Source organism: Aureibaculum sp. 2308TA14-22 (assembly GCF_040538665.1).
Taxonomy (GTDB): domain Bacteria; phylum Bacteroidota; class Bacteroidia; order Flavobacteriales; family Flavobacteriaceae; genus Aureibaculum.
In genome coordinates, this window is record NZ_JBEWXT010000001.1 from 3,490,541 (window position 1) to 3,511,330 (window position 20,790).

Sequence of the window (20,790 nt, forward strand, 5' to 3'; positions counted from 1 at the left end):
ATGAAAACTATAATGAGTAAAATTTTTAGCATTTTTTTTCTTTTTTTGATGTCAATCACCGCATTAGCTCAGAACGATAGCAATAGATCATTGATTAAACCTCCAAGTCTGCAAAAAGGAGATACGGTGATGATTTTAGCACCAGCTGGAATAGTGAGAGATTCTACGGGCGTTAACAATGGAATAACCTTGCTAAAAAAATGGGGATTAAATGTGAAATTGGGAAAAAATTTATTCAGCCAACATTTCAAGTTTGCAGGGACAGATGCCGAACGTTTAGCAGATTTTCAAAAAGCTTTGGATGATGATAATATAAAAGCCATTTGGTGTGCAAGGGGTGGATATGGAGCAATCAGAATTTTAGATGACCTTAATTTTACTAAGTTTAAGCAAAGCCCAAAATGGATTATTGGTTTTTCGGATATTACTGCTTTTCATAACGAAGTCCATAATATGGGTATTGAAACCATGCATGGTATAATGCCTTTGACTTATAAACCAGATAATAAAGAACAGAGATACGCCATAAAATCATTAAAAAAAGCCTTTTTTGGAAAGCGAGTAAGATACAGGGTTGCGGAGTCTGATTATAATCGAGAAGGGAATGCAGAAGCTGTTGTTGTTGGAGGAAATTTATCATTAGTATATAGTATGTTAGGATCTAAATCGCAAATTGATGTTAGCGGAAAGATCTTGTATTTAGAAGAGGTTGGCGAGGCATTATATCATATTGACAGAATGTTAATTAGCCTTAAAAGAGCTGGTTATTTTGAGAATTGCAAAGGTTTAATAATTGGTGGAATGTCGGGCATAAAAACGGAGCCTTCCGAATTTGGTATGACCTATGAAGAAATAATTTTAGATGCAGTTAAGGATTATGATTTTCCTGTAGCATTTGATTTCCCCGCTGGGCATATTACAGATAATAGAACATTGATTTTAGGAAGAGAGATTAAAATGAAAGTGAAAGGAAGTAAAACCGTGGTTAAGTTTGAACGATAGATGGCTAATCACAACGAATTAGGAAGGAAAGGAGAAGAGTTAGCGATTGCTTACTTAAAGAAAAATGGTTATAAAATTCGTGATATTAATTACAGGTATTTAAAAGCAGAAATAGACATAGTTGCACAAAAAGAGGATGTCTTAGCTATTGTTGAGGTAAAAACACGTTCTACTCGAGATTTTGGATTACCGCAAGATTTTGTAAGTAATAAGAAAATTAAATTATTGGTTATGGCAGCAGACCATTATGTAATTTCTAAAGATTTAGACGTAAATGTGCGGTTTGATATCATTGCTATTGTAAATAACAACAACAAATTTGAAATTGAGCACTTAGAAAATGCTTTTTATCATTTTTGAATAATGAAATTTATTTTTCCTCAAAAAATACTTTCACTTCCTCAACATCATTGGGTTTTCCAATAATTTTTTTATCAGCATCTAATATAAAATAAGTGGGTGTAGAGTTAATACCAAATTCTTGTGCAACTTTATTTTGCCATTTATTAGCTCCGTAAACATTAATAAAAGCAGGATAGTTTAAAATTAATTTTTCCCAAATAGGTTTGCTAACTTCTTCTTCCATCCCAAATGCAATAACTTTTGTATTCGTTTTATCTTTTAAAGATTCATATAAAACAGGGATTTCTTTAAGGCAATGCCCACATTGCGAACTCCAAAACACGATTACATAATTGTCGAAACCCGATAGGTTGTAAAGGTTGTCATCTGCCCATTTAATATTTGGAACTTTGTTACCCAAAGCGGTTTTTATTTTAGCTTCAACATCTTTTTTAAAATCTAAATCTTGATATTGAGGTGGTAATTTGGAATAGTAGTTCTCTAAAATAAATTTTACAACAGGTACATTTTGTTGTTGGGTAAAATTGTACAGCAATACTTCTTGAATATCTTTTGCCAAATTGTAATTATTACCAATTTTTATCATTACGGTTGTAATGGCTTCTTTTTTAAGTTGCGTATTAACATTTGTATCTTCAGAGGCATTAAGGTAAAAAATATAGTCGTTTATTTTATCGGTAATAAAGGTAGAATTTAATAGTGTTTCATTGTTAAAATCTATAGTATCAAAAAAATGGGTTTTTGTACTTTTTAGATAATCTGCGGGTTTTTCAATGGGCTTTTCGGCATTAAACCTGCTACTGGCTTTTATAAAATGATTAGCAAGTTTTCCTTTTGATTTTTCCTCAAATTGCTGTTGGATGTTGGATAGGTCAGTCTGTTTTTTTTGATAGAGCGAACTGATTTTAACCTTATCGGATGCGTTAAAATATGCCACTTGCAAGGAATCCAATTGATATTGCGGAACGGCGGTGCTATTTAAATAGTTGTAATACAACTTGTTTTCTTCAGAAGTTGTAAATTCAATTTCCCGATTGGGGTTATTGGGATTAAACGTAAAAGATATATCCTCGTTATTGTAAATTACATCCACAAAAAGCTGGTTTTGCAAATCGTAAACGAGACGATAAACCCCAACATCCAAACTATCTGCCAAGTTAAAAGAAAACTCACCCGCAGTAATATCCGCATTGGCGATATAATTTTGTTTTGCTCCCTGCATATGGTATAAAATCATCCACTCATAATCTCCTTTGGGGTGCATTTTACCGTTAAGGGTATGTTGGGCATTTATAAAAGTGGTTGTCAGTAAAATTAAAAGTAGGAATTTCTTTAGCATTGTGAAATCATTTGATATAATCCTGTCAAAAACTGAACCAAAGGTAGTTAATCTATTATAAACGTTATGGGTACAGTGTACATAACATTTACGGGTTTGTTTCTTTGGGTACCGGGAATAAAATCTGGCAAATCGGCAAATAATTTATTGATTTCAGTTTTTATTATCGGATATTTTGCTCTTGTTTTTATGTCAGTTACTCTTCCTAAACTATCTATTTTAAATGATGCATAATTCTTATATTTCCCCGCTGGAACGGTTTTTCGGATATTTTTCAAATCTAAGTTGGAATTGATAAATTCGACCATTTTTTCGTTAAATTCTTTTTTTATTTCGGAATTGGTTTTAGCGGTTGATTCTTTATACCTAGGGGGAGTTTCTATAACAATACCAAAAGCCACTTCACCATTTGTCACTGGCGGAGTAGGTGGAATTTGTATAGTTTCTTTAATTAGTGAATCGTTTTTAATTTCAAAAATACTATCAGTTGTTTCTTCTTTTGTTATTGCATCCGTTTTTCTTTCTCCAAAATTTTCAGGATTGGTAGCACTATCCAACACAATCACTTGATTAATTTTCTGTTTTTTGCCATTGCTATTGCAACTCATTAAGGTTGCTCCCATAGCTATGATTAAAGCGAGTAAAAACATTCTAGAAAATGAAACTTGCTGTAACAAAACTTGTTCAGGAATTTCAATAGTAATGGAGTCTAATTGGTTCTGTTGAAAACGTCCACAAACTTTTTGTCCTTGATTTTCAATAAAGAACGCTTGTATTTCTTTTACCGATTTTTTGGTGAAATCGACCACGGTCTTTGCACAAGTATTACAAAATTTACCTTGTTGGTTGGGTGTCATTTTCTGCCAATCTTCATGACAAGGTTTGGGAATAGAAATGTTGTGCTTATTTTTCATGGTTGATGCTTTTTAAAAAAGCATCAAACTTTGTACCGAAAAACTGTAGCTTACTTTTAATACCGCATCCAACCACATTCGCCATCATTGCATATACTATTTGCAAGTTTTGGATTGTCCAACACATCTTTTACAAAATAAACTTTGTTGTTAATGAGCATTTTTTCATAAACCAACCGTATACCGTGGCTGTAATCTACATACCAATCCACATGGCCAGTATATAAAGGCTGTATGGGTTTTCCATTTAGTTTATGCCAACCATAAATTGCAACTCTATTTGGTTTCGGATTCTTTAGAACTGCCTTAGATTGCACTACATCTTTTTTTATTCCCGCAACAATGTCCGAAGGTATTTTTCCGTCAAGCTGCTCTTGAACTAAATGATGATGTTTTACAAATGTTGGTTGGGAATCTCTATGTTCTGTTAATGGGATGGGAGGTAGTTTTATGTGGGCTGCTTCGTATATTTCATCTACCATCTTTGTAGTGGGCAAAACACAACCAAACTGATCTGCTAATAATTGTGCCGATTGAGGCGTAAGCGGCATTCTCACAAAATCTTCATTCGTTCCTATAGACAAATAATCTGGTGAGGTCCAAAAACTGATTTTATATTTTTCACCTTTAGCATTTTTGTGTTCATATGTAACCCTTTTAAATTGAAAATTATAAGAAGGCATAAAGCCGTTGGACATATACTTAATAAGTGAATCTTCCCGTTGTCTTACATTTAAGTGCGATAAATTTTTTAGCAATGAATCAACCGAGCTTGAATTAAAATTGAAATTTTCTGTAAAGGAGTCAACTTGTTGTTTTATTTCTTCCTCAATTATTTTTGAAGAGCTACAGGAGATTAGCACAACACTAAAAACCATGTGAAGAAAAATTCGACTAAACTTCATTTTTAATTTAAAGCTAATAGTAATATAGGGAAAGTGACTTAATACTTCCAATTATCATTTAAAAAATAAATTTTTGCTGATTCCTCTAGTTCGCTCCCCAAACTATCATCAAACTTAAAATTTTGGACCTGCCATATATCCTTTGGTTTATAAAGAATTAATGTAAATCGTAGAGGCTGTCTATCGTACTTTGCGAGGTAACTGATAAGTTTAAGGCTTTGCCCAACTGATTTCTCAGTTATTTTTTCAAATTCGTTAAACTCACCAATAAGTTCTAACGAATTTTCTAATTGATTTTTTAAATTATCAAGACCATCTTGATTTCTACTCATCCATTTATTGGTAGAAAACACATAATTTATACCCTCAATAGGATCTTTCTTGTATTCCTCTAAAAATTTATCAATTATCTCATGATACTCTTTTTGAGCAAATGTAAAATTTAGTGATGTAACAAGAAGTAATAGAGAAATAATTATTTTAAGCTTCATGTGTATAGTTTTAAGTTAATATTATATTTTTGATAATGATTCCAACGCCTTTTCAATGGAATTGATTTTAGGAAATGTCAACAACAAACGCAATCCACTTCGGGTTTCTTTTTCTTTCATGGTGCAACTAGCTGTATTTTGCTGTACAAATTGTAACACCTTAGTGAACGTTTCTGTTTGGTAATAGCTAGACTGGTTGTCAGAAATAAAATAACCAATCATTTTTCCTTTCTTTAAAATAAGACGTTCAAAACCAATATTTTTTGCCAACCATTTAACGCGAATACTATTTAATAAATCTTCTGCTTGAACTGGCAATTCGCCAAAACGGTCAATGAGCTGTTTTTCAAAAGTTTTTAATTCTTCTTCCGTCTTCAGTTCGTTCAACTCTTTATACAAGTTCAGCCTTTCGGTAATGGAATTGATATAATCGTCAGGGAAAAGTAGTTCAAAGTCGGTATCAATTTGGATGTCTTTTACAAATGTTTTTGGTTTATCGGAAGAGTCTTTATACAATTCCTTAAATTCATTTTCTTTAAGTTCTTCAATGGCTTCGTTTAAGATTTTTTGATAGGTGTCAAAACCAATATCGTTTATAAATCCACTTTGTTCACCTCCTAATAAATCTCCTGCACCACGGATTTCCAAATCCTTCATGGCAATGTTTAATCCGCTTCCTAGGTCTGAAAAAACCTCTAAGGCCTGAATTCGTTTTCTGGCATCATCGGTCATCATATGGTAAGGTGGTGTAATAAAATAACAGAATGCTTTTTTATTAGATCGCCCCACGCGACCTCGCATTTGATGTAAGTCCGATAAGCCAAAATTATTAGCGTTATTTATAAAGATGGTATTCGCATTGGGTACGTCTAATCCACTTTCCACAATGGTGGTAGAAACCAATACATCAAACTCATTATTTATAAAGGAAAGCATCAATTGCTCTAATTTTTTACCATCCATTTGTCCGTGACCAATCGCAACTTTTGCATCGGGTAACAAACGCTGAATAAGCCCAGCCACTTCTTTAATATTTTCAATTCGGTTATGAATAAAAAATACCTGTCCGCCTCTAGAAATTTCATATTGAATGGCATCTCTAATAGTTTCTTCACTAAAGCGGATAACATGTGTTTCTATAGGATGCCTGTTGGGAGGCGGAGTACTAATAACCGATAAATCGCGAGCCGCCATCAACGAAAATTGCAAAGTTCGTGGAATAGGCGTGGCGGTCAAAGTCAATGTATCTACATTTGCTTTTATAGTTTTGAGTTTATCTTTTACGCCAACACCAAATTTTTGTTCTTCATCAACAATCAATAAACCTAAATCGTTGAATTTTACCTTTTTATTGACCAATTGGTGCGTGCCAATTACGATGTCTATTTTACCAGCTTCCAAACCTTTAATAATTTCGTTCCGTTGTTTGGTGGTTCTAAAGCGGTTCATATAATCGATGACCACGGGAAAATCTATTAACCGTTCGGTAAAGGTCCTAAAATGTTGGAATGCCAAAATGGTTGTGGGTACTAAAACGGCGACTTGTTTACCATTATCTACTGCTTTAAAGGCCGCACGTATGGCGACTTCCGTTTTACCAAAACCAACATCACCACATACCAATCTATCCATTGGTTGTTTACTTTCCATATCAGATTTTACATCTTGTGTAGCCGTTAATTGGTCAGGTGTATCTTCATACATAAAACTCGATTCTAGTTCTAATTGGATGTAACTATCGGGTTTGGATTGAAACCCTTTTTGTAATTTTCGTTTGGCGTATAATTGAATAAGGTCATACGCAATTTGCTTAACGCGGGTTTTAGTTTTCTGCTTGAGTTTTTTCCAAGCACCAGAGCCTAACTTATATATTTTGGGTGCTTTACCTTCCTTACCATTAAACTTATTGATTTTATGCAACGAATGAATGCTGATATACAGCACATCTCTATCACCATAAACCAATTTAATGGCTTCTTGTTTTTTGCCCTCAACATCAATTTTTTGGAGTCCACCAAACTTGCCGATACCATGATCCATGTGGGTAACGTAATCGCCAATTTCAAGATTGGTTAGTTCTTTAAGCGTAATCGCTTGTTTTTTAGAAAAACCGCTTTTAAGTCTAAATTTATGGTAACGTTCAAAAATTTGGTGATCGGTATAACAGGCAATTTTCAGATCACTATCTACAAAACCTTGATAGATGGGAAAAACTAAGGTTTCATATTTCACATTTTCATCAATATCTTTAAAGATATCATGAAAACGTTGAGCCTGTTTTTCGTTGGCACAAAACAAGTAGTTTGTGAAGCCATTTTTCGTGTTTTGGTTGAGATTGTCGATTAGCAGATTGAACTGTTTGTTAAAGGATGGTTGGTGTTTGACTTGAAATGAAATTTCAACATCGTTATGAGATGCTGAAACAATCCCGAAAGCTTTCGGGACAGCATGACGCTTTTTGTCAAAAGCAACCAAACTAAAACCCTCAAGTTGATTTTTTATCAAATCACCATCACAAAACAGTTCTTTAGGTTCAGCTAATTTTAGGGTCTGTTTTTGTTCAGAAAATTCTGTTTTTGCTTTTTCAAATAATCCGTTTAAGGTGTCAAAAATTAAGTCTGTGTTTTTCGCAAAAACAATAGTTTTACTAGAAATATATTTTAGAAAACTTTCACGTTTTTCTTGAAGTTTTTTGTTTTCAACATTGGGCAGAATGCTTATTTTTTTTAACCTTTCTAGGGATAATTGTGTTTCAACATCAAAAGTTCTAATGCTATCTACTTCATCTCCAAAAAATTCTATCCGATAAGGTTCATCATTGGAAAAAGAAAAAACATCCACAATACCGCCCCTTACTGCAAATTCTCCGGGTTCAGTTACAAAATCAACACGATTAAAATGATATTCAAAGAGCATTTCGTTTACAAAATCGAGTGAAATTGACATCCCGACACTCAATTTTAACGTATTTCTGTCCAACTCGCTTTTGGTAACCACTTTTTCAAAAAGAGCATTAGGATAGGTTACAATTACAGCTGGTTTTTTCCGAGAATTAATGCGGTTTAGCACTTCCGAACGCAATAAAATATTTGCATTATCAGTTTCCTCTATTTGATATGGTCTTCGGTAAGAACCCGGATAAAAAAGTACATTTTTATCACCCAAAAGTTGTTCTAAATCATTTAAGTAATAAGCAGCTTCTTCTTTATCATTAAAAATGAGCAAATAAGGTTTTTCAACAACAGAAAACGAGTTCGAGATAACAAAAGACAATGAAGATCCAGCCAAATGCGATAAAAATAGCTTTTGGTTTTCTTGCTGAAGTAGTGTTGCAATCTGCTTTACGTTATCGGATTGCTCATAAAGTTTAACAATGGCTTGTTTGCTCAATTGTTTTAATTTTATGCAAAGATAAAATTATAAATAACCCTATAATAACATCACTAGTTTTTTTATATTTGGCAATTCAAAAATTAGTTATGTCGATATCAAATTTATACTCTAGTGAAGCTCATAAAAACAACCTAAGTCATTTTGCAAATATTGTTAAATTGGCCTTAGCAGATGAAAAATTAGATGATTCAGAAAAGGAGTTACTAAATAAATTAGCAAAAAGATTTCAAATAGGAGAAGAGAAATTTCAAGATATTTTAAATAATGCTGACAACTATACTATTCGCCCTCCTAATAGTTATGATGAGCGGATCGAACGCTTATTTAAATTAACTCAAATGATTTTTGCTGACGATGAAGTTACAGGTTCTGAAATGATTGTATTGCGTCGTGTGGCCATTGGTTTAGGATTTTCAACAACTAATGCAGAGAAAATTTGTGATGAAGCGGTACATTTAGTGCTTAACGAAAATGATTTGGAAGAATTTACAGAAGCTATTAAAAACGTAAATAAAAGCGAGTAGATTAGTTAAAAGCAACTTACAAACTTCTTAAAATCTTCTTCAGAATTATAAACATTTGGAGAAACTCTAATGGCATCTCCACGATAAGAAACATAAATTTGTTGTTCTTTAAACTTGGGTTTTAAGTCTTGTAAATCAATATGTTTTGGTAAATATACACCAAATAAATGTTTGCTTCTGAACGGATCATCTTCAATAAAACAACCTAGAGTTCGCAGTTCTTCAATATGTTTTTTAGAAATGACATCACAATAATTTTGAATACGCTTTGGTTGCCATTTTAATATCTGATTAATACTTTCAGTTAGCATAGCTACTTGAATAAAATTACTGCACTCACCCATATTATATCGACCTGCTTTGGGTTGATAGTCTTCATTATAATTTACCAACTGGGTAAAATCTTCACTTTTGTCTCTGCTGATCCAGTTATTTTCTATGGGTTCGCCATCGTTAAAAGCATCAGAATAATATGCCATTCCCAATCCATATGCACCCATTAACCATTTATATCCAACGGTGATTACCGCTTCAGGTTGAATTTCTTTAACTGAAAAGGGAGCGGCACCAATAAATTGGGAGGCATCAATAATCAACGCAGCATCATTAAGTTTCGATTTTTCTCTTATCGCTTTTAAATAAAATAAAGTGCCATCTGCCCAGTGTGTAGGACCTAAAGTTACTACAGCAGTTTTACTATTAATCGCGTCTAAAATGTTTTTGTTCCATTGTTGCCCTCGATTTTTAAATTCTGAAGGAGGTGAAATAATCTTGATTTTAGCTTTTTTCTGTTCCGCAACTTTCTGCCAAGCATACACATTACTTGGAAATTGTGCATCTACAATAATAATTTCATCTCCAGCCTCCAGTTTTACATTATTGGCAGCATTGGCTAAGCCATATGAGGCAGAAGGAATTATAGCCGTATTGTTAAAATCAGGAGCATCAATTAGTTTGGCAAATGTCTTTTTTAATTTTTCTGGACCACTAAAAAAGTCAGCAGCACCAATTTCATGTGGAAAACATTTTTTAGAAATCGCTTCGTGTCCTGTCTTTTCTACACTTCGCAATTGTGGTGCCATGTAAGCTCCGTTAAGATAGGTAATAGTTTCTGGAAGCTTGAATAAATCCTTTTGATTAATTAGCATGGTTAATTAAAATTTTGATTTCAAAGATAGGATTTAAATTAAAAGCACACTATTTTTAGTCTTGTCTAAAAATATTTTTATATTTGTAAAAATTTTATCATGTTATCGCAAGCAGAAGAAAATTATGTAAAGGCAATTTATGCGTTGGAAAATGATACTACAACTAGTGTCAGTACTAATTTAATTGCTGAACAGATGCATACCAAGGCATCTTCAGTAACAGATATGATTAAAAAATTATCGGAGAAAAGATTGGTAGCCTACAAAAAGTATCAAGGCGTTCAACTTTCTGATAAAGGTAAAAATGTAGCGACTTCAATCGTCAGAAAACATCGTTTATGGGAATGTTTTTTGGTTGAAAAATTAAACTTCTCTTGGGATGAAGTCCATGATATTGCAGAGCAATTAGAACACATACAATCGGAAGAAATGATAGATAGATTAGATGCTTACCTAGACTATCCGAGTGTTGATCCGCACGGAGATCCAATTCCCGACAAGGATGGTAACATAACTAAAAGAAAGAAAATTCAACTTTCTAAATTGAAAGAAAACCAAGAAAGTGTTTTGCTGGGGGTTAAAGACTCCTCGGATGAGTTCTTAAGGTATTTAGACAAAAAGAAAATAGCCATTGGCAATAAAATTAAAGTGATAAGTATTGAATCGTTTGATAAATCAATGCAAATTATAATGAATAACAAAGAGTTAACTATTACTGAAGCGGTTGCCCAAAATTTATTTGTACAAGAATAGATGAAAAACAATTCAAAATATTACAGCTTTTTATTCATCTTTTTAGTAATTAAATTATCAGCACAAGAGGATAATAATACAACAGATTTTGGAGCATTGGTTACCGACAGACCCGACGCTACAGAAGCATCTTCAACTGTTGGTAAAGGGATTCTTCAAATAGAAACAGGAGGATTGTATGAGTCTTTTGAAGATAATAACGTAAAATTTGAAAGTACTACTTTTAATTCAACGTTAATTCGTTACGGTTTGCTTAGTAATATGGAAATACGCTTGGGTTGGGACTTTGTTGAAGGTGTAACAAAAGTAAACGGAAATAAATTAAATAATGTTACCAGCGGATTTACACCTTTTTTATTAGGGGTTAAAGTTGATATTGCCGAAGAGAAAAATGGATGGCCAGAAATTGCATTGATTGGTCATGTGTTTCCTTTATTTACGGCTTCAAATGATTATCGGCCTGAATCTACAGGAGTTGATTTTAGATTTTCTATGTCGCATACACTTAGTGAAAAATCGAGTTTAGGTTATAATTTAGGTGGTGAATGGAAGGATGATTCCAACAAAGCGGCAGGTATCTACACGCTTGCTTATGGTTACAGTATTTCAGAAAAATTTGGAATGTATCTGGAGCTATATGGCGATTTACCTGAAGATAATAAGGCTAATCATTATTGGGATGCAGGACTAACCTATTTGGTTTCAAACGACTTACAATTAGATGTTTACACCGGAACCAGCATTACTAAAGGTCAAGATATTTTAGTGGGTTTGGGGCTTAGTTATAGAATCAGAAAAAAATAATTTTAAATATGAAAAAAGGGATAACTATACTAGCAGTTTTAGTATTGATTTTCAGTTGCAAAACTGACAAGAACGAGAATGGAAAACTAAATGTTGTTACCACTACGACTATGATTACTGATTTGGTAAAAAATATTGGTGGAGACCTTATCAATGTACAAGGTTTAATGGGCAGTGGTGTAGATCCACATCTGTATAAGGCAAGTGAAGGCGATGTAACCAAATTGGCAAATGCCGATATTATTTTCTATGGCGGATTACACTTAGAGGGAAAGTTGGTTGAAGTTTTTGAAAAAATGGAACATCAAAATATAAACACGGTTGCCTTATCAGATGCTTTAGATCAAGAAAAGTTGATAGGCTCTGAATACTTTCAAGGCAACAAAGACCCACATGTTTGGTTCAATATCGGTTATTGGAAAACGATTACTAGCTATGTAGTAAAAACACTTTCCGAAGCCAATCCGGAACATGAAGAAGCATTTGAAGTCAATGGAAAATCATATTTAGATAAACTCAATACTTTGGAAAAAGAAGTTAACTCAATTATCGAAACATTGCCTAAAGAAAAACGAATTTTAGTAACCGCCCACGATGCTTTCAGTTATTTTGGCGAGGAATACGGATTTAATGTAGTTGGTCTTCAAGGGATTTCTACTGCAACGGAGGCTGGGGTAAAAGATGTTCAAAAATTGGCTAATTTTATTATTGATAACAAGGTCAAAGCGATTTTTGTTGAAAGTTCAGTACCAAAAAGAACTATTGAAGCACTTCAAGCAGCGGTAAATTCAAAAGATCACCAAGTGGAAATTGGAGGAACACTTTACTCTGATGCCCTAGGAAATGCCGGTACCGTTGAAGGTACGTATATCGGAATGTTTAGGTATAATGTGAATACTATTGTAAATGCATTAAAATAAATGGAAAATTCAATCGCAGTACAAGTAGACGATTTAACTGTAGCTTATAACTATAAACCTGTACTTTGGGATATTGATTTGGAAATTCCCGAAGGTGTTTTAATGGCTATTGTAGGGCCAAATGGAGCCGGCAAATCTACACTTATAAAATCTATTTTAGGTATTTTAAATCCCATTGCTGGAAGCGTTTCTATTTATGGAAAACCCTATGAGAAACAACGTGATTTAGTAGCTTATGTCCCGCAAAAGGGTAGTGTGGATTGGGATTTTCCCACAACAGCATTAGATGTTGTTACTATGGGCACTTATGGTAGTTTGGGCTGGATTAAACGCCCTGGACAAAAAGAAAAAAAAGCTGCTTTGGAAGCCTTAGAAAAAGTAGGAATGTTATCCTTTCAAGAAAGACAAATAAGTCAGTTGTCTGGTGGTCAACAACAACGTATTTTCTTGGCCAGAGCATTGGTACAAGATGCTTCTATTTATTTTATGGATGAACCTTTTCAAGGTGTAGATGCTTCTACGGAAATAGCAATTATCAATATATTAAAGGAGTTACGAAAAGCGGGCAAAACAGTGATTGTTGTGCATCATGATTTACAAACGGTACCCGAATATTTCGATTGGGTTACCTTTTTAAATGTAAAGAAAATTGCAACAGGACCTGTTAAAGATATTTTTAATGATGACAATTTAACAAAGACATACGGTATTAATTATAAGGTTAGTATTCAAGAATAGTAGTTAGTTCTTAGAGGTTAGTAATTAGTAAATTAAAAGTGATGAAAGAACATAAGTTCAAATTTGAAGATTTAAAAGTTTATCAAAAGGCTCTAGATTTTGTGGATTTAGCATATGAAACATGCAACGAATTCCCAAAAACAGAAAGGTTCGGAATATCATCTCAATTTACTCGTGCTGCGGTTTCTATCGCTCTAAATATTGCAGAAGGTTCTTCAGATACCGATAAGCAGTTTAATAGATTTTTACAAGTGGCACTAGATTCTGTAAATGAGTGCGTTGTATGCTCAACTGTTTCACAAAGACGGAATTATATTTCAATTGAAACGAATAATGAAATAAGAAATAAACTGGTCGAACTATCAAAAATGATAACTAGTCTCCAAAAATATCTAAGATCAAAAACTAATGTCTAACCTCTAACAACTACAATCTAATAGAAATAACAGAATACATAAAACTAGTCTTTTCTGACTATACGTTGCGAACCATAACACTGGGAACCGCAATTCTCGGAGCGGTCTGTGGTATGCTAGGTAGTTTTGCTGTGCTGCGAAAAGAAAGCCTGTTGGGCGATGCCATTTCTCATGCCGCCTTACCAGGAATTGCTATTGCTTTTTTAATTACAGGGGCAAAAGAGAGTAACACTTTACTTTTTGGTGCTTTAATAAGTGGACTTATAGGTACATTTTGGATAAGAGGTATCGTAAATAAAACCCATTTAAAAACCGATACCGCATTAGGACTTATTTTATCATTATTTTTTGGGTTTGGAATGTTATTACTCACATTTATTCAAAAACAACCCAATGCCAACCAAGCTGGACTGGATAAATATTTATTTGGACAAGCCGCAACTTTGGTAGAAAGTGATGTATGGTTAATGGCAATTGTTACGGGTGTTTGTCTGTTTGTAGTATTGCTGTTTTGGAAAGAGTTTAAAATACTATTGTTCGATTCCGATTATGCACAAACATTGGGTTTCAACACAAAATTTATCGATGTTTTAATTACTAGTTTTATTGTGTTGGCAATTGTTTTAGGGCTACAAACCGTAGGTGTTGTTTTAATGAGTGCAATGTTGTTAGCTCCAGCGGCGGCGGCAAGACAATGGACAAACAGTTTAGGAGTTATGGTCACTTTAGCAGCAATATTTGGAGCTTTTTCGGGTGTTTTTGGTACGGCAATAAGTGCAAGTCAAAATAACCTGTCAACAGGTCCAGTCATTGTAATTGTGGCAAGCGTTTTTGTATTGTTTTCCTTTATTTTTTCACCAAGTAGGGGCTTGTTGTTCAGACAAATTCGTTTTATTAAAAACCGACGCGATTTACAGTTACATAAGACCTTGGCGTTTATGTATAATATTGCTGAAGATCATGAAAATATTTCGCATCCGCATACTATTAAAATTTTGAATAATTTTCAAGGGTTTACAAGAGGTACACTTCAAAAATTGGTCGATAGAAATTATGTAACATTAGATGGTAACATGTGGAGTTTAACCAAAGAAGGGTTTAATACCGCGGCCAATTTGTACAATCAACAATCCAATAATAATGAGTAGTGCACAACTTGAAATACAACTGATTGCGAGTCTTGTGGCTATTGCCTGTGCCATTCCGGGTACGTTTTTAGTGCTCAGAAAAATGGCAATGATTAGTGATGCCATCAGTCACTCTATTCTTCCAGGAATTGTAATTGGGTTCTTTTTTACACATAATTTGAACTCACCATTATTGATAATATTAGCAGCGTTAACTGGTGTTATTACAGTTTTTTTAGTTGAATGTATTCAAAAAACAGGCTTAGTAAAAGAAGATACCGCCATTGGTCTGGTATTTCCTGCTTTATTCAGCATTGGTGTAATTTTGATAGCAAAAAATGCAAATGATGTTCACTTAGATGTTGATGCTGTGTTATTGGGCGAACTCGCTTTTGCACCTTTTGATAGAATTATAATTGAAGACATAGATCTTGGTCCAAAATCACTTTGGGTTATTGGTATCATTTTATTGCTAACGATAATATTACTTTTCACTTTTTTTAAAGAGTTAAAAATCAGCACCTTTGATAAAGGTTTGGCAACATCTTTAGGGTTTTCACCAATTCTCATTCATTACGGATTAATGACCGTTTCCTCAATTACTACAGTTGGGGCGTTTGACGCCATCGGTGCCATTTTAGTAGTTGCATTTATGATTGCACCAGCAGCAACAGCTTATTTATTGACTACTGATTTGAAAAAAATGTTAGGCCTAGCCATTCTATTTGGTGTGCTTAGTGCGATTACTGGCTATTGGGTTGCACATTGGTTGGATGCTTCTATTGCGGGATCAATAACCACCATGTTAGGCATTTTATTTTTACTTGTTTACTTGTTTGCTCCAGCGAAAGGATTGTTTGCTGTATTATATAGAGAAAAACAGCAACGAACAGAAGTTTCTTTACTTACATTTCTCTTACACTTAAAAAATCACAACGAAGAATCTGAACGTCATGTAAATCATCTTAACGAACACATCAATTGGCAAAAAGTCCGCTCAAAAACTGTATTAGATTTAGCCATAAAAAATAATATGATTAATATCGATAAAAATATCGTTTCCTTGACGGATAAAGGCGATAAATTTACATCACTCGCCATAGATTATATTATTACTAACGAAGATGCTCAAATAGAAGATATGAAGAAGGATTTCTTTTTGTTTAGAGGGTAAATAAGTTAGAAGACCGAAGGCTGAAATTTGTACGTCCCTGATTTAGGTTAGCTGTTTTTAAAAAACTAAACACTAACCTCTAAGAACTACCGACTATTTCATACTTTTATAAAAATTTTTTCAATTGCAACAATCAACATTTCAAGTTTATAATGCTTCTGCTGGTAGTGGTAAAACATTTACGCTCGTAAAATCGTATTTAAAGCTATTATTAGAAACGGAAGATATGTTTCGATTTCAACATATTTTGGCAGTAACCTTTACCAATAAGGCCGCTGCGGAAATGAAAACACGAGTTATTGAAAGCCTTCGTGCGTTTGCTGAATCTGAAATTTTACAAGATAAAACAGATTTGTTTAAGGCAATTGAAAATGATTTTTTAATTGAAGGAAAAGATGTGGGTGATATTATCATTCACAAACGTTCCAAGAAAATTGTAAATGCCATTCTTCAAAACTACTCTGCGTTTAACATCACTACTATTGACAGTTTTACGCATCGGTTAATACGTAATTTTGCTTATGACTTGGGCTTGTCGCTCAATTTTGATGTGGAGATGGATGCCAATTCTCTATTGGATGAAGCTGTTGATCAGCTCATCTCCCAAATAGGAGAAGATGAAGAGCTCACTAATATTCTAATCGACTTTTCATTGCAAAAAACCGATGACGACAAGTCTTGGGATATTTCAAGAGAATTAAAAGAGATCGCTAAAATTTTATTAAACGAAAACAACAAAATACAGCTTGAAAAAATTGAAGAAAAACCCATAAAAGATTTTGTTGATCTAAAAAATCAATTGTTAAAAGAGCAGAAACTGCTCGAAAGTCAATTTAAGGAAATAGGGGAAGAAGGATTGCGGATTATTGATAGCTTAGGATTAAATTTCAATGACTTCTATAGATCAATGCTGCCCAATCATTTTAAAAATATAGCTTACAATTTAAATAATGCCAAGTTTTTTAGCACAAACACTTTACGAGAAAAAGTTACCAATCAAGAGTTCTATGCAAAATCGAAATCACCCGATGTTAAAGCTGCTATTGATGGTGTTGCAACTGAACTAAGTTCTCTATATTTTGAGTCTGAAAAATTATATCAACAATACACATTAAACGGACTTTTCCTAAGCAACTTAATTCCACTCGCGGTATTAAGTCGCATTAACAAAACCCTGAATGAAATAAAAGAAGAAAATAATATTCGTTTAAATACCGAGTTTAACCAACTCATCAGTAAAAATTTACAAGATCAACCCGCACCTTATATTTACGAACGTATTGGCGAAAAATTCAAGCATTATTTTATTGATGAAATGCAGGATACTTCCTTGTTACAGTGGCAGAATATTATTCCGTTGATAAAAAATGCCTTATCTCAAGAACATACTGGGTTACTTTTAGTGGGCGACACCAAACAATCCATTTACCGCTGGCGAGGTAGTGAACCCGAACAGTTTTTAAAATTAACTCAACAAGGAGACTCCAGAGCTCATAACCCATTCCATATAGAAAAAGAATTATTGTCTTTAGACACCAATTATCGGAGTTATACGGAGGTTATTGACTTTAACAATAGTTTTTTTCAGTATCTATCAAACCACTTTAATAAGACAGATTATACAGATATTTATTTTAAAGAGAACCAACAAAAACAGACGGATAAAGAAGGTGGTTATGTGGAAATTTCTTTTGTAGAAAAAGGGCTTTCCGCCGAGGGAAAAGATGCAGAATATGCTAAGAAAGTATTAAAAATCATTCAAAATTGTGCTGAAGATTTTCAGTTGAATGAGATTTGTATACTAACAAGAACCAGAAAACAAGGTGTTATCCTCGCCAATTTTTTAACGGAACACAATATTGATATTATTAGTTCAGAAACTTTGCTGTTACAGAATTCTGAAAAGGTAAATTTTATGATTGATGTGCTGACTTATCTTCAAAACAACAACAATAAAGAAGCGAAATTTAATCTGCTTTATTTTTTATATGATTATTTAAAAATAGATAGTGATAGACATTTGTTTTTAAAGGAATTAATCGACTTACCTATCGATGAATTTTTCAGAAATCTCAATGACTTTCAAGTTGAACTTGACCCCAAAGAAATTACACAATTACCGTTTTACGAAAGTGTTGAATATATTATTAGAAGCTTCAATTTTAATAAAATTTCTGATGCGTATATGCAATTTTTTTTGGACGAGGTGTTGAAATTTTCACTCAAAAAATCTACTGATACTAGGGCGTTTTTAGAATTCTGGGAAGATAAAAAAGAGAAACTGAGTATTGTGGTTCCAGAAGAAAAAAATGCCGTTCAAATTATGACCATCCATAAATCGAAAGGGTTAGAATTTCCAGTCGTTATTTTTCCCTATGATTTGGATATTTACAGAGACAAAAACCCCAAAGGATGGTATCAGATAGAAAACCCTGAGAGCTTTAATAATTTTGAAACCTTATTGGTCAATTACAACAAGTCTTTAGAACAAGTTGGTGATTTAGGTCAGCAATTGTACCAATCTTATCGTGACGAAAAAGAACTGGACAATATTAATTTACTGTATGTTACATTTACACGAGCTATTGAACAATTGTATATTTTAGCAGAACACAAAAGCATAAAAGACAATCCTAGCACTTCCTCACAATTTCTAATTGATTTTCTCGATAAAAAAGGCGAGTGGTCGGAATCTAAATCCACCTATAATTTCGGAAATAAAGAAAGGATTTCCGAGAAACAGGAAATCAATAAAAACACAGTTCAATTTAATCAATTATTGAGCACCTCTTGGCAATCACACAATATCGCCATTGTTGCCAATTCGGCGTTATTATGGGATAATGAACGGGGAGAATCTATCGAATACGGTAATTTAGTTCACGAGCTAATGGCTCAAATCAAAACTGCTGATGACATTGAAGAAGTGATTGAAAAACATATAAGTTTAGGAAACATTGCTGCGTCAAAAAAAGAAATTATTAGTAATTTAATTCATGAAATAGCAGCACATCCAAGCCTCAAAAGTTATTACCAACAAAATAATATGGTCTATAATGAACGTGAAATTTTTATGGAAACGGGTGAAATAATTATCCCTGACCGTCTGGTTATTGACAATCAAAATAATGCGACAATAATAGACTATAAAACAGGAAAGCCAGAAAAAAAACATCACCATCAGTTAAACAACTACGCTAGAGCAGTTTCTCAATTAGGGTTCAGTGTTGATAAAAAGATTCTGGTTTATATAGAGGGTGAAGTTACAGTTCAAGAAGTAATATAATTATCTAAAGATTAAAATTAGTAATAATATTAAATTTCAAATCTTTACTTTTGGGTTTTAAACACTAACCAATGAATACTTTAGATATAATATTAGCGGCTTTATTACTTTTCGGATTGGTTCGTGGATTTATGAAAGGTTTTTTTGTAGAAATAGCCGGATTGGCTGCAATGGCTTTAGGTTTATATGGTGCTATCCATTTTTCACATTTTGTTTCCAATTACTTAGAAAATAGTGTCTCATGGGGCGAAAAACAAATTCAAATCATTTCTTTTGCTATAACTTTTCTCATAATAATCATTGCTATTTCATTGGCGGGTAAATTATTGACTAAAATAGCTGATGCTGCCGCTTTGGGCATTTTCAATAAAATATTAGGGGCGGTATTTGGAGCAGTCAAAATAGGATTGATTTTGAGTGTAATTTTAGTAATTTTTAGCAAATTAAATAAAACCATTCCATTTGTAAGCAAAGAACAAATAGCAGAATCGCAACTTTACGAACCTGTCAGAAAATTGGTCCCTCTAATTTTTCCTAACATTGTCAAAGAAGAAAATGAGAATACAATAAATGATGACCAAGAATAAAAAACTGAATCATTCACACTTTTTAGTAACAGGTTTTCCCTATTTTTGAAATCGTATTAACAATAGTCCTCCTAAAACTATGTCAACCGCAAAAAAAGAATACAAAAGAGTTACCACTAAATCTCTGGTAGAGATGAAACGTAACCAACAAAAAATTGCCATGCTAACTGCCTACGATTATACCATGGCAACAATTATTGATAATGCAGGTATAGACATTATTTTAGTTGGAGATTCTGCTTCAAACGTAATGGCTGGTCATGAAACTACGTTGCCTATTACCCTAGATCAGATGATTTACCATGCCTCTTCGGTAATCAGGGCCATTGAAAGATGTTTGGTAGTGGTTGATTTACCATTTGGTAGTTACCAGGGAAATTCTAGAAGTGCGTTAGAGTCGGCAATAAGGATTATGAAAGAGTCTGGAGCACATTCGGTTAAAATGGAAGGTGGTGAAGAAATTTCTGAATCTATAACTAGAATTTTATCCGCAGGCATTCCAGTTATGGGTCATTTAGGTTTGACGCCTCAATCTATTTATAAATTTGGAACGTACACCGTTAGGGCAAAGAAAGATTCAGAAGCTGAAAAATTGAAAGAAGACGCTAAATTATTGGAAAAACTGGGTTGTTTTGCTGTAGTTTTGGAAAAAGTTCCCGCTAAATTAGCTGAAGAGGTTGCAAAAAGTTTAACCATTCCGGTAATTGGTATTGGAGCAGGTGGAGGTGTAGATGGGCAAGTGTTGGTTACTCATGATATGCTTGGTATGAATAAAGAATTCAGTCCACGTTTTTTACGGAGATACCTAGACTTATCTAGCGAAATGGATGGTGCCTTTAAAAAATATATTGATGATGTAAAAAGCGGTGATTTTCCTAATGACGAAGAGCAGTATTAAAGAAAATT

Annotated in this window: 19 protein-coding genes; 13 read left to right on the plus strand and 6 right to left on the minus strand. The window is 33.4% G+C overall.

All coding sequences use genetic code 11. The features are described 5' to 3' along the window. A complete protein-coding gene (locus U5A88_RS15570; protein WP_354207991.1) occupies nt 1–1,002 on the plus strand; it encodes a S66 peptidase family protein in 1,002 nt (333 codons plus the stop codon). Continuing rightward, complete coding sequence (locus tag U5A88_RS15575) at nt 1,003–1,362, plus strand: YraN family protein (protein ID WP_354207993.1); 360 nt, start codon at nt 1,003–1,005, stop codon at nt 1,360–1,362. Nucleotides 1,363–1,372: 10 nt separating this feature from the next. Here the strand turns inward: U5A88_RS15575 and U5A88_RS15580 are convergent, their stop codons facing one another. From U5A88_RS15580 to mfd, 5 genes are read right to left on the minus strand one after another with little or no spacing between them, the layout of a single operon-like run. Further along, a complete protein-coding gene (locus U5A88_RS15580) occupies nt 1,373–2,704 on the minus strand; it encodes a TlpA family protein disulfide reductase (protein ID WP_354207995.1) in 1,332 nt (443 codons plus the stop codon). A gap of 47 nt (nt 2,705–2,751) precedes the next feature. Further along, nucleotides 2,752–3,618, minus strand: coding sequence for a hypothetical protein (locus U5A88_RS15585; protein WP_354207997.1), 867 nt, complete (start codon nt 3,616–3,618; stop codon nt 2,752–2,754). A gap of 56 nt (nt 3,619–3,674) precedes the next feature. Next, complete coding sequence (locus U5A88_RS15590; RefSeq protein ID WP_354207999.1) at nt 3,675–4,523, minus strand: hypothetical protein; 849 nt, start codon at nt 4,521–4,523, stop codon at nt 3,675–3,677. Nucleotides 4,524–4,561: 38 nt separating this feature from the next. Continuing rightward, nucleotides 4,562–5,014, minus strand: coding sequence for a hypothetical protein (locus U5A88_RS15595; protein ID WP_354208001.1), 453 nt, complete (start codon nt 5,012–5,014; stop codon nt 4,562–4,564). A 21-nt stretch (nt 5,015–5,035) separates the two neighbouring features. Next, nucleotides 5,036–8,404, minus strand: coding sequence for a transcription-repair coupling factor (gene mfd, locus U5A88_RS15600; RefSeq protein WP_354208003.1), 3,369 nt, complete (start codon nt 8,402–8,404; stop codon nt 5,036–5,038). An 89-nt stretch (nt 8,405–8,493) separates the two neighbouring features. Between mfd and U5A88_RS15605 the strand changes: the two genes are divergently transcribed. Next, complete coding sequence (locus U5A88_RS15605; protein ID WP_354208005.1) at nt 8,494–8,931, plus strand: TerB family tellurite resistance protein; 438 nt, start codon at nt 8,494–8,496, stop codon at nt 8,929–8,931. 5 nt (nt 8,932–8,936) lie between these two features. Here the strand turns inward: U5A88_RS15605 and U5A88_RS15610 are convergent, their stop codons facing one another. Then, on the minus strand, nt 8,937–10,079 hold the full coding sequence (locus U5A88_RS15610; protein WP_354208007.1) for an aminotransferase class V-fold PLP-dependent enzyme: 1,143 nt from the start codon (nt 10,077–10,079) through the stop codon (nt 8,937–8,939). 99 nt (nt 10,080–10,178) lie between these two features. Between U5A88_RS15610 and U5A88_RS15615 the strand changes: the two genes are divergently transcribed. From U5A88_RS15615 to panB, 10 genes are all read left to right on the plus strand, one after another. Next, complete coding sequence (locus U5A88_RS15615) at nt 10,179–10,832, plus strand: metal-dependent transcriptional regulator (protein WP_354208009.1); 654 nt, start codon at nt 10,179–10,181, stop codon at nt 10,830–10,832. Further along, nucleotides 10,833–11,636: a transporter gene (locus tag U5A88_RS15620; protein ID WP_354208011.1), complete on the plus strand. Its 804-nt coding sequence runs from the start codon at nt 10,833–10,835 to the stop codon at nt 11,634–11,636. Nucleotides 11,637–11,644: 8 nt separating this feature from the next. Beyond that, nucleotides 11,645–12,556, plus strand: coding sequence for a metal ABC transporter solute-binding protein, Zn/Mn family (locus U5A88_RS15625; protein ID WP_354208012.1), 912 nt, complete (start codon nt 11,645–11,647; stop codon nt 12,554–12,556). Next, on the plus strand, nt 12,557–13,294 hold the full coding sequence (locus tag U5A88_RS15630) for a metal ABC transporter ATP-binding protein (RefSeq protein ID WP_354208014.1): 738 nt from the start codon (nt 12,557–12,559) through the stop codon (nt 13,292–13,294). A gap of 41 nt (nt 13,295–13,335) precedes the next feature. Next, nucleotides 13,336–13,710: a four helix bundle protein gene (locus U5A88_RS15635; RefSeq protein WP_354208016.1), complete on the plus strand. Its 375-nt coding sequence runs from the start codon at nt 13,336–13,338 to the stop codon at nt 13,708–13,710. Between the two features lie 65 nt (nt 13,711–13,775). Continuing rightward, on the plus strand, nt 13,776–14,858 hold the full coding sequence (locus U5A88_RS15640) for a metal ABC transporter permease (protein ID WP_451963445.1): 1,083 nt from the start codon (nt 13,776–13,778) through the stop codon (nt 14,856–14,858). Continuing rightward, nucleotides 14,851–16,011, plus strand: a complete 1,161-nt coding sequence (locus U5A88_RS15645) for a metal ABC transporter permease (protein ID WP_354208018.1) — start codon at nt 14,851–14,853, stop codon at nt 16,009–16,011. Before U5A88_RS15640 ends, U5A88_RS15645 begins: the two co-directional genes overlap by 8 nt. A 124-nt stretch (nt 16,012–16,135) precedes the next feature. Further along, nucleotides 16,136–19,297 carry a UvrD-helicase domain-containing protein gene (locus U5A88_RS15650; RefSeq protein WP_354208020.1) on the plus strand — a complete coding sequence of 1,054 codons (3,162 nt, stop codon included), beginning with the start codon at nt 16,136–16,138 and terminating at the stop codon, nt 19,295–19,297. 71 nt (nt 19,298–19,368) lie between these two features. Further along, nucleotides 19,369–19,884: a CvpA family protein gene (locus tag U5A88_RS15655; RefSeq protein ID WP_354208022.1), complete on the plus strand. Its 516-nt coding sequence runs from the start codon at nt 19,369–19,371 to the stop codon at nt 19,882–19,884. A 79-nt stretch (nt 19,885–19,963) separates the two neighbouring features. Continuing rightward, nucleotides 19,964–20,782, plus strand: coding sequence for a 3-methyl-2-oxobutanoate hydroxymethyltransferase (panB, locus tag U5A88_RS15660; RefSeq protein ID WP_354208023.1), 819 nt, complete (start codon nt 19,964–19,966; stop codon nt 20,780–20,782). Nucleotides 20,783–20,790 lie beyond the last annotated feature (8 nt).

Excerpts from the sequence above, each read along its gene's own strand:
- U5A88_RS15610 (WP_354208007.1), bottom strand. The coding sequence starts at position 10,079 with ATGCTAATTAATCAAAAGGATTTATTCAAGCTTCCAGAAACTATTACC.
- U5A88_RS15625 (WP_354208012.1), top strand. The coding sequence starts at position 11,645 with ATGAAAAAAGGGATAACTATACTAGCAGTTTTAGTATTGATTTTCAGT.
- U5A88_RS15585 (WP_354207997.1), bottom strand. The coding sequence starts at position 3,618 with ATGAAAAATAAGCACAACATTTCTATTCCCAAACCTTGTCATGAAGAT.
- U5A88_RS15570 (WP_354207991.1), top strand. The coding sequence starts at position 1 with ATGAAAACTATAATGAGTAAAATTTTTAGCATTTTTTTTCTTTTTTTG.
- U5A88_RS15575 (WP_354207993.1), top strand. The coding sequence starts at position 1,003 with ATGGCTAATCACAACGAATTAGGAAGGAAAGGAGAAGAGTTAGCGATT.
- U5A88_RS15595 (WP_354208001.1), bottom strand. The coding sequence starts at position 5,014 with ATGAAGCTTAAAATAATTATTTCTCTATTACTTCTTGTTACATCACTA.
- U5A88_RS15655 (WP_354208022.1), top strand. The coding sequence starts at position 19,369 with ATGAATACTTTAGATATAATATTAGCGGCTTTATTACTTTTCGGATTG.
- U5A88_RS15590 (WP_354207999.1), bottom strand. The coding sequence starts at position 4,523 with ATGAAGTTTAGTCGAATTTTTCTTCACATGGTTTTTAGTGTTGTGCTA.
- U5A88_RS15645 (WP_354208018.1), top strand. The coding sequence starts at position 14,851 with ATGAGTAGTGCACAACTTGAAATACAACTGATTGCGAGTCTTGTGGCT.
- panB (WP_354208023.1), top strand. The coding sequence starts at position 19,964 with ATGTCAACCGCAAAAAAAGAATACAAAAGAGTTACCACTAAATCTCTG.
- U5A88_RS15615 (WP_354208009.1), top strand. The coding sequence starts at position 10,179 with ATGTTATCGCAAGCAGAAGAAAATTATGTAAAGGCAATTTATGCGTTG.
- U5A88_RS15630 (WP_354208014.1), top strand. The coding sequence starts at position 12,557 with ATGGAAAATTCAATCGCAGTACAAGTAGACGATTTAACTGTAGCTTAT.
- U5A88_RS15580 (WP_354207995.1), bottom strand. The coding sequence starts at position 2,704 with ATGCTAAAGAAATTCCTACTTTTAATTTTACTGACAACCACTTTTATA.
- U5A88_RS15605 (WP_354208005.1), top strand. The coding sequence starts at position 8,494 with ATGTCGATATCAAATTTATACTCTAGTGAAGCTCATAAAAACAACCTA.
- U5A88_RS15620 (WP_354208011.1), top strand. The coding sequence starts at position 10,833 with ATGAAAAACAATTCAAAATATTACAGCTTTTTATTCATCTTTTTAGTA.
- U5A88_RS15635 (WP_354208016.1), top strand. The coding sequence starts at position 13,336 with ATGAAAGAACATAAGTTCAAATTTGAAGATTTAAAAGTTTATCAAAAG.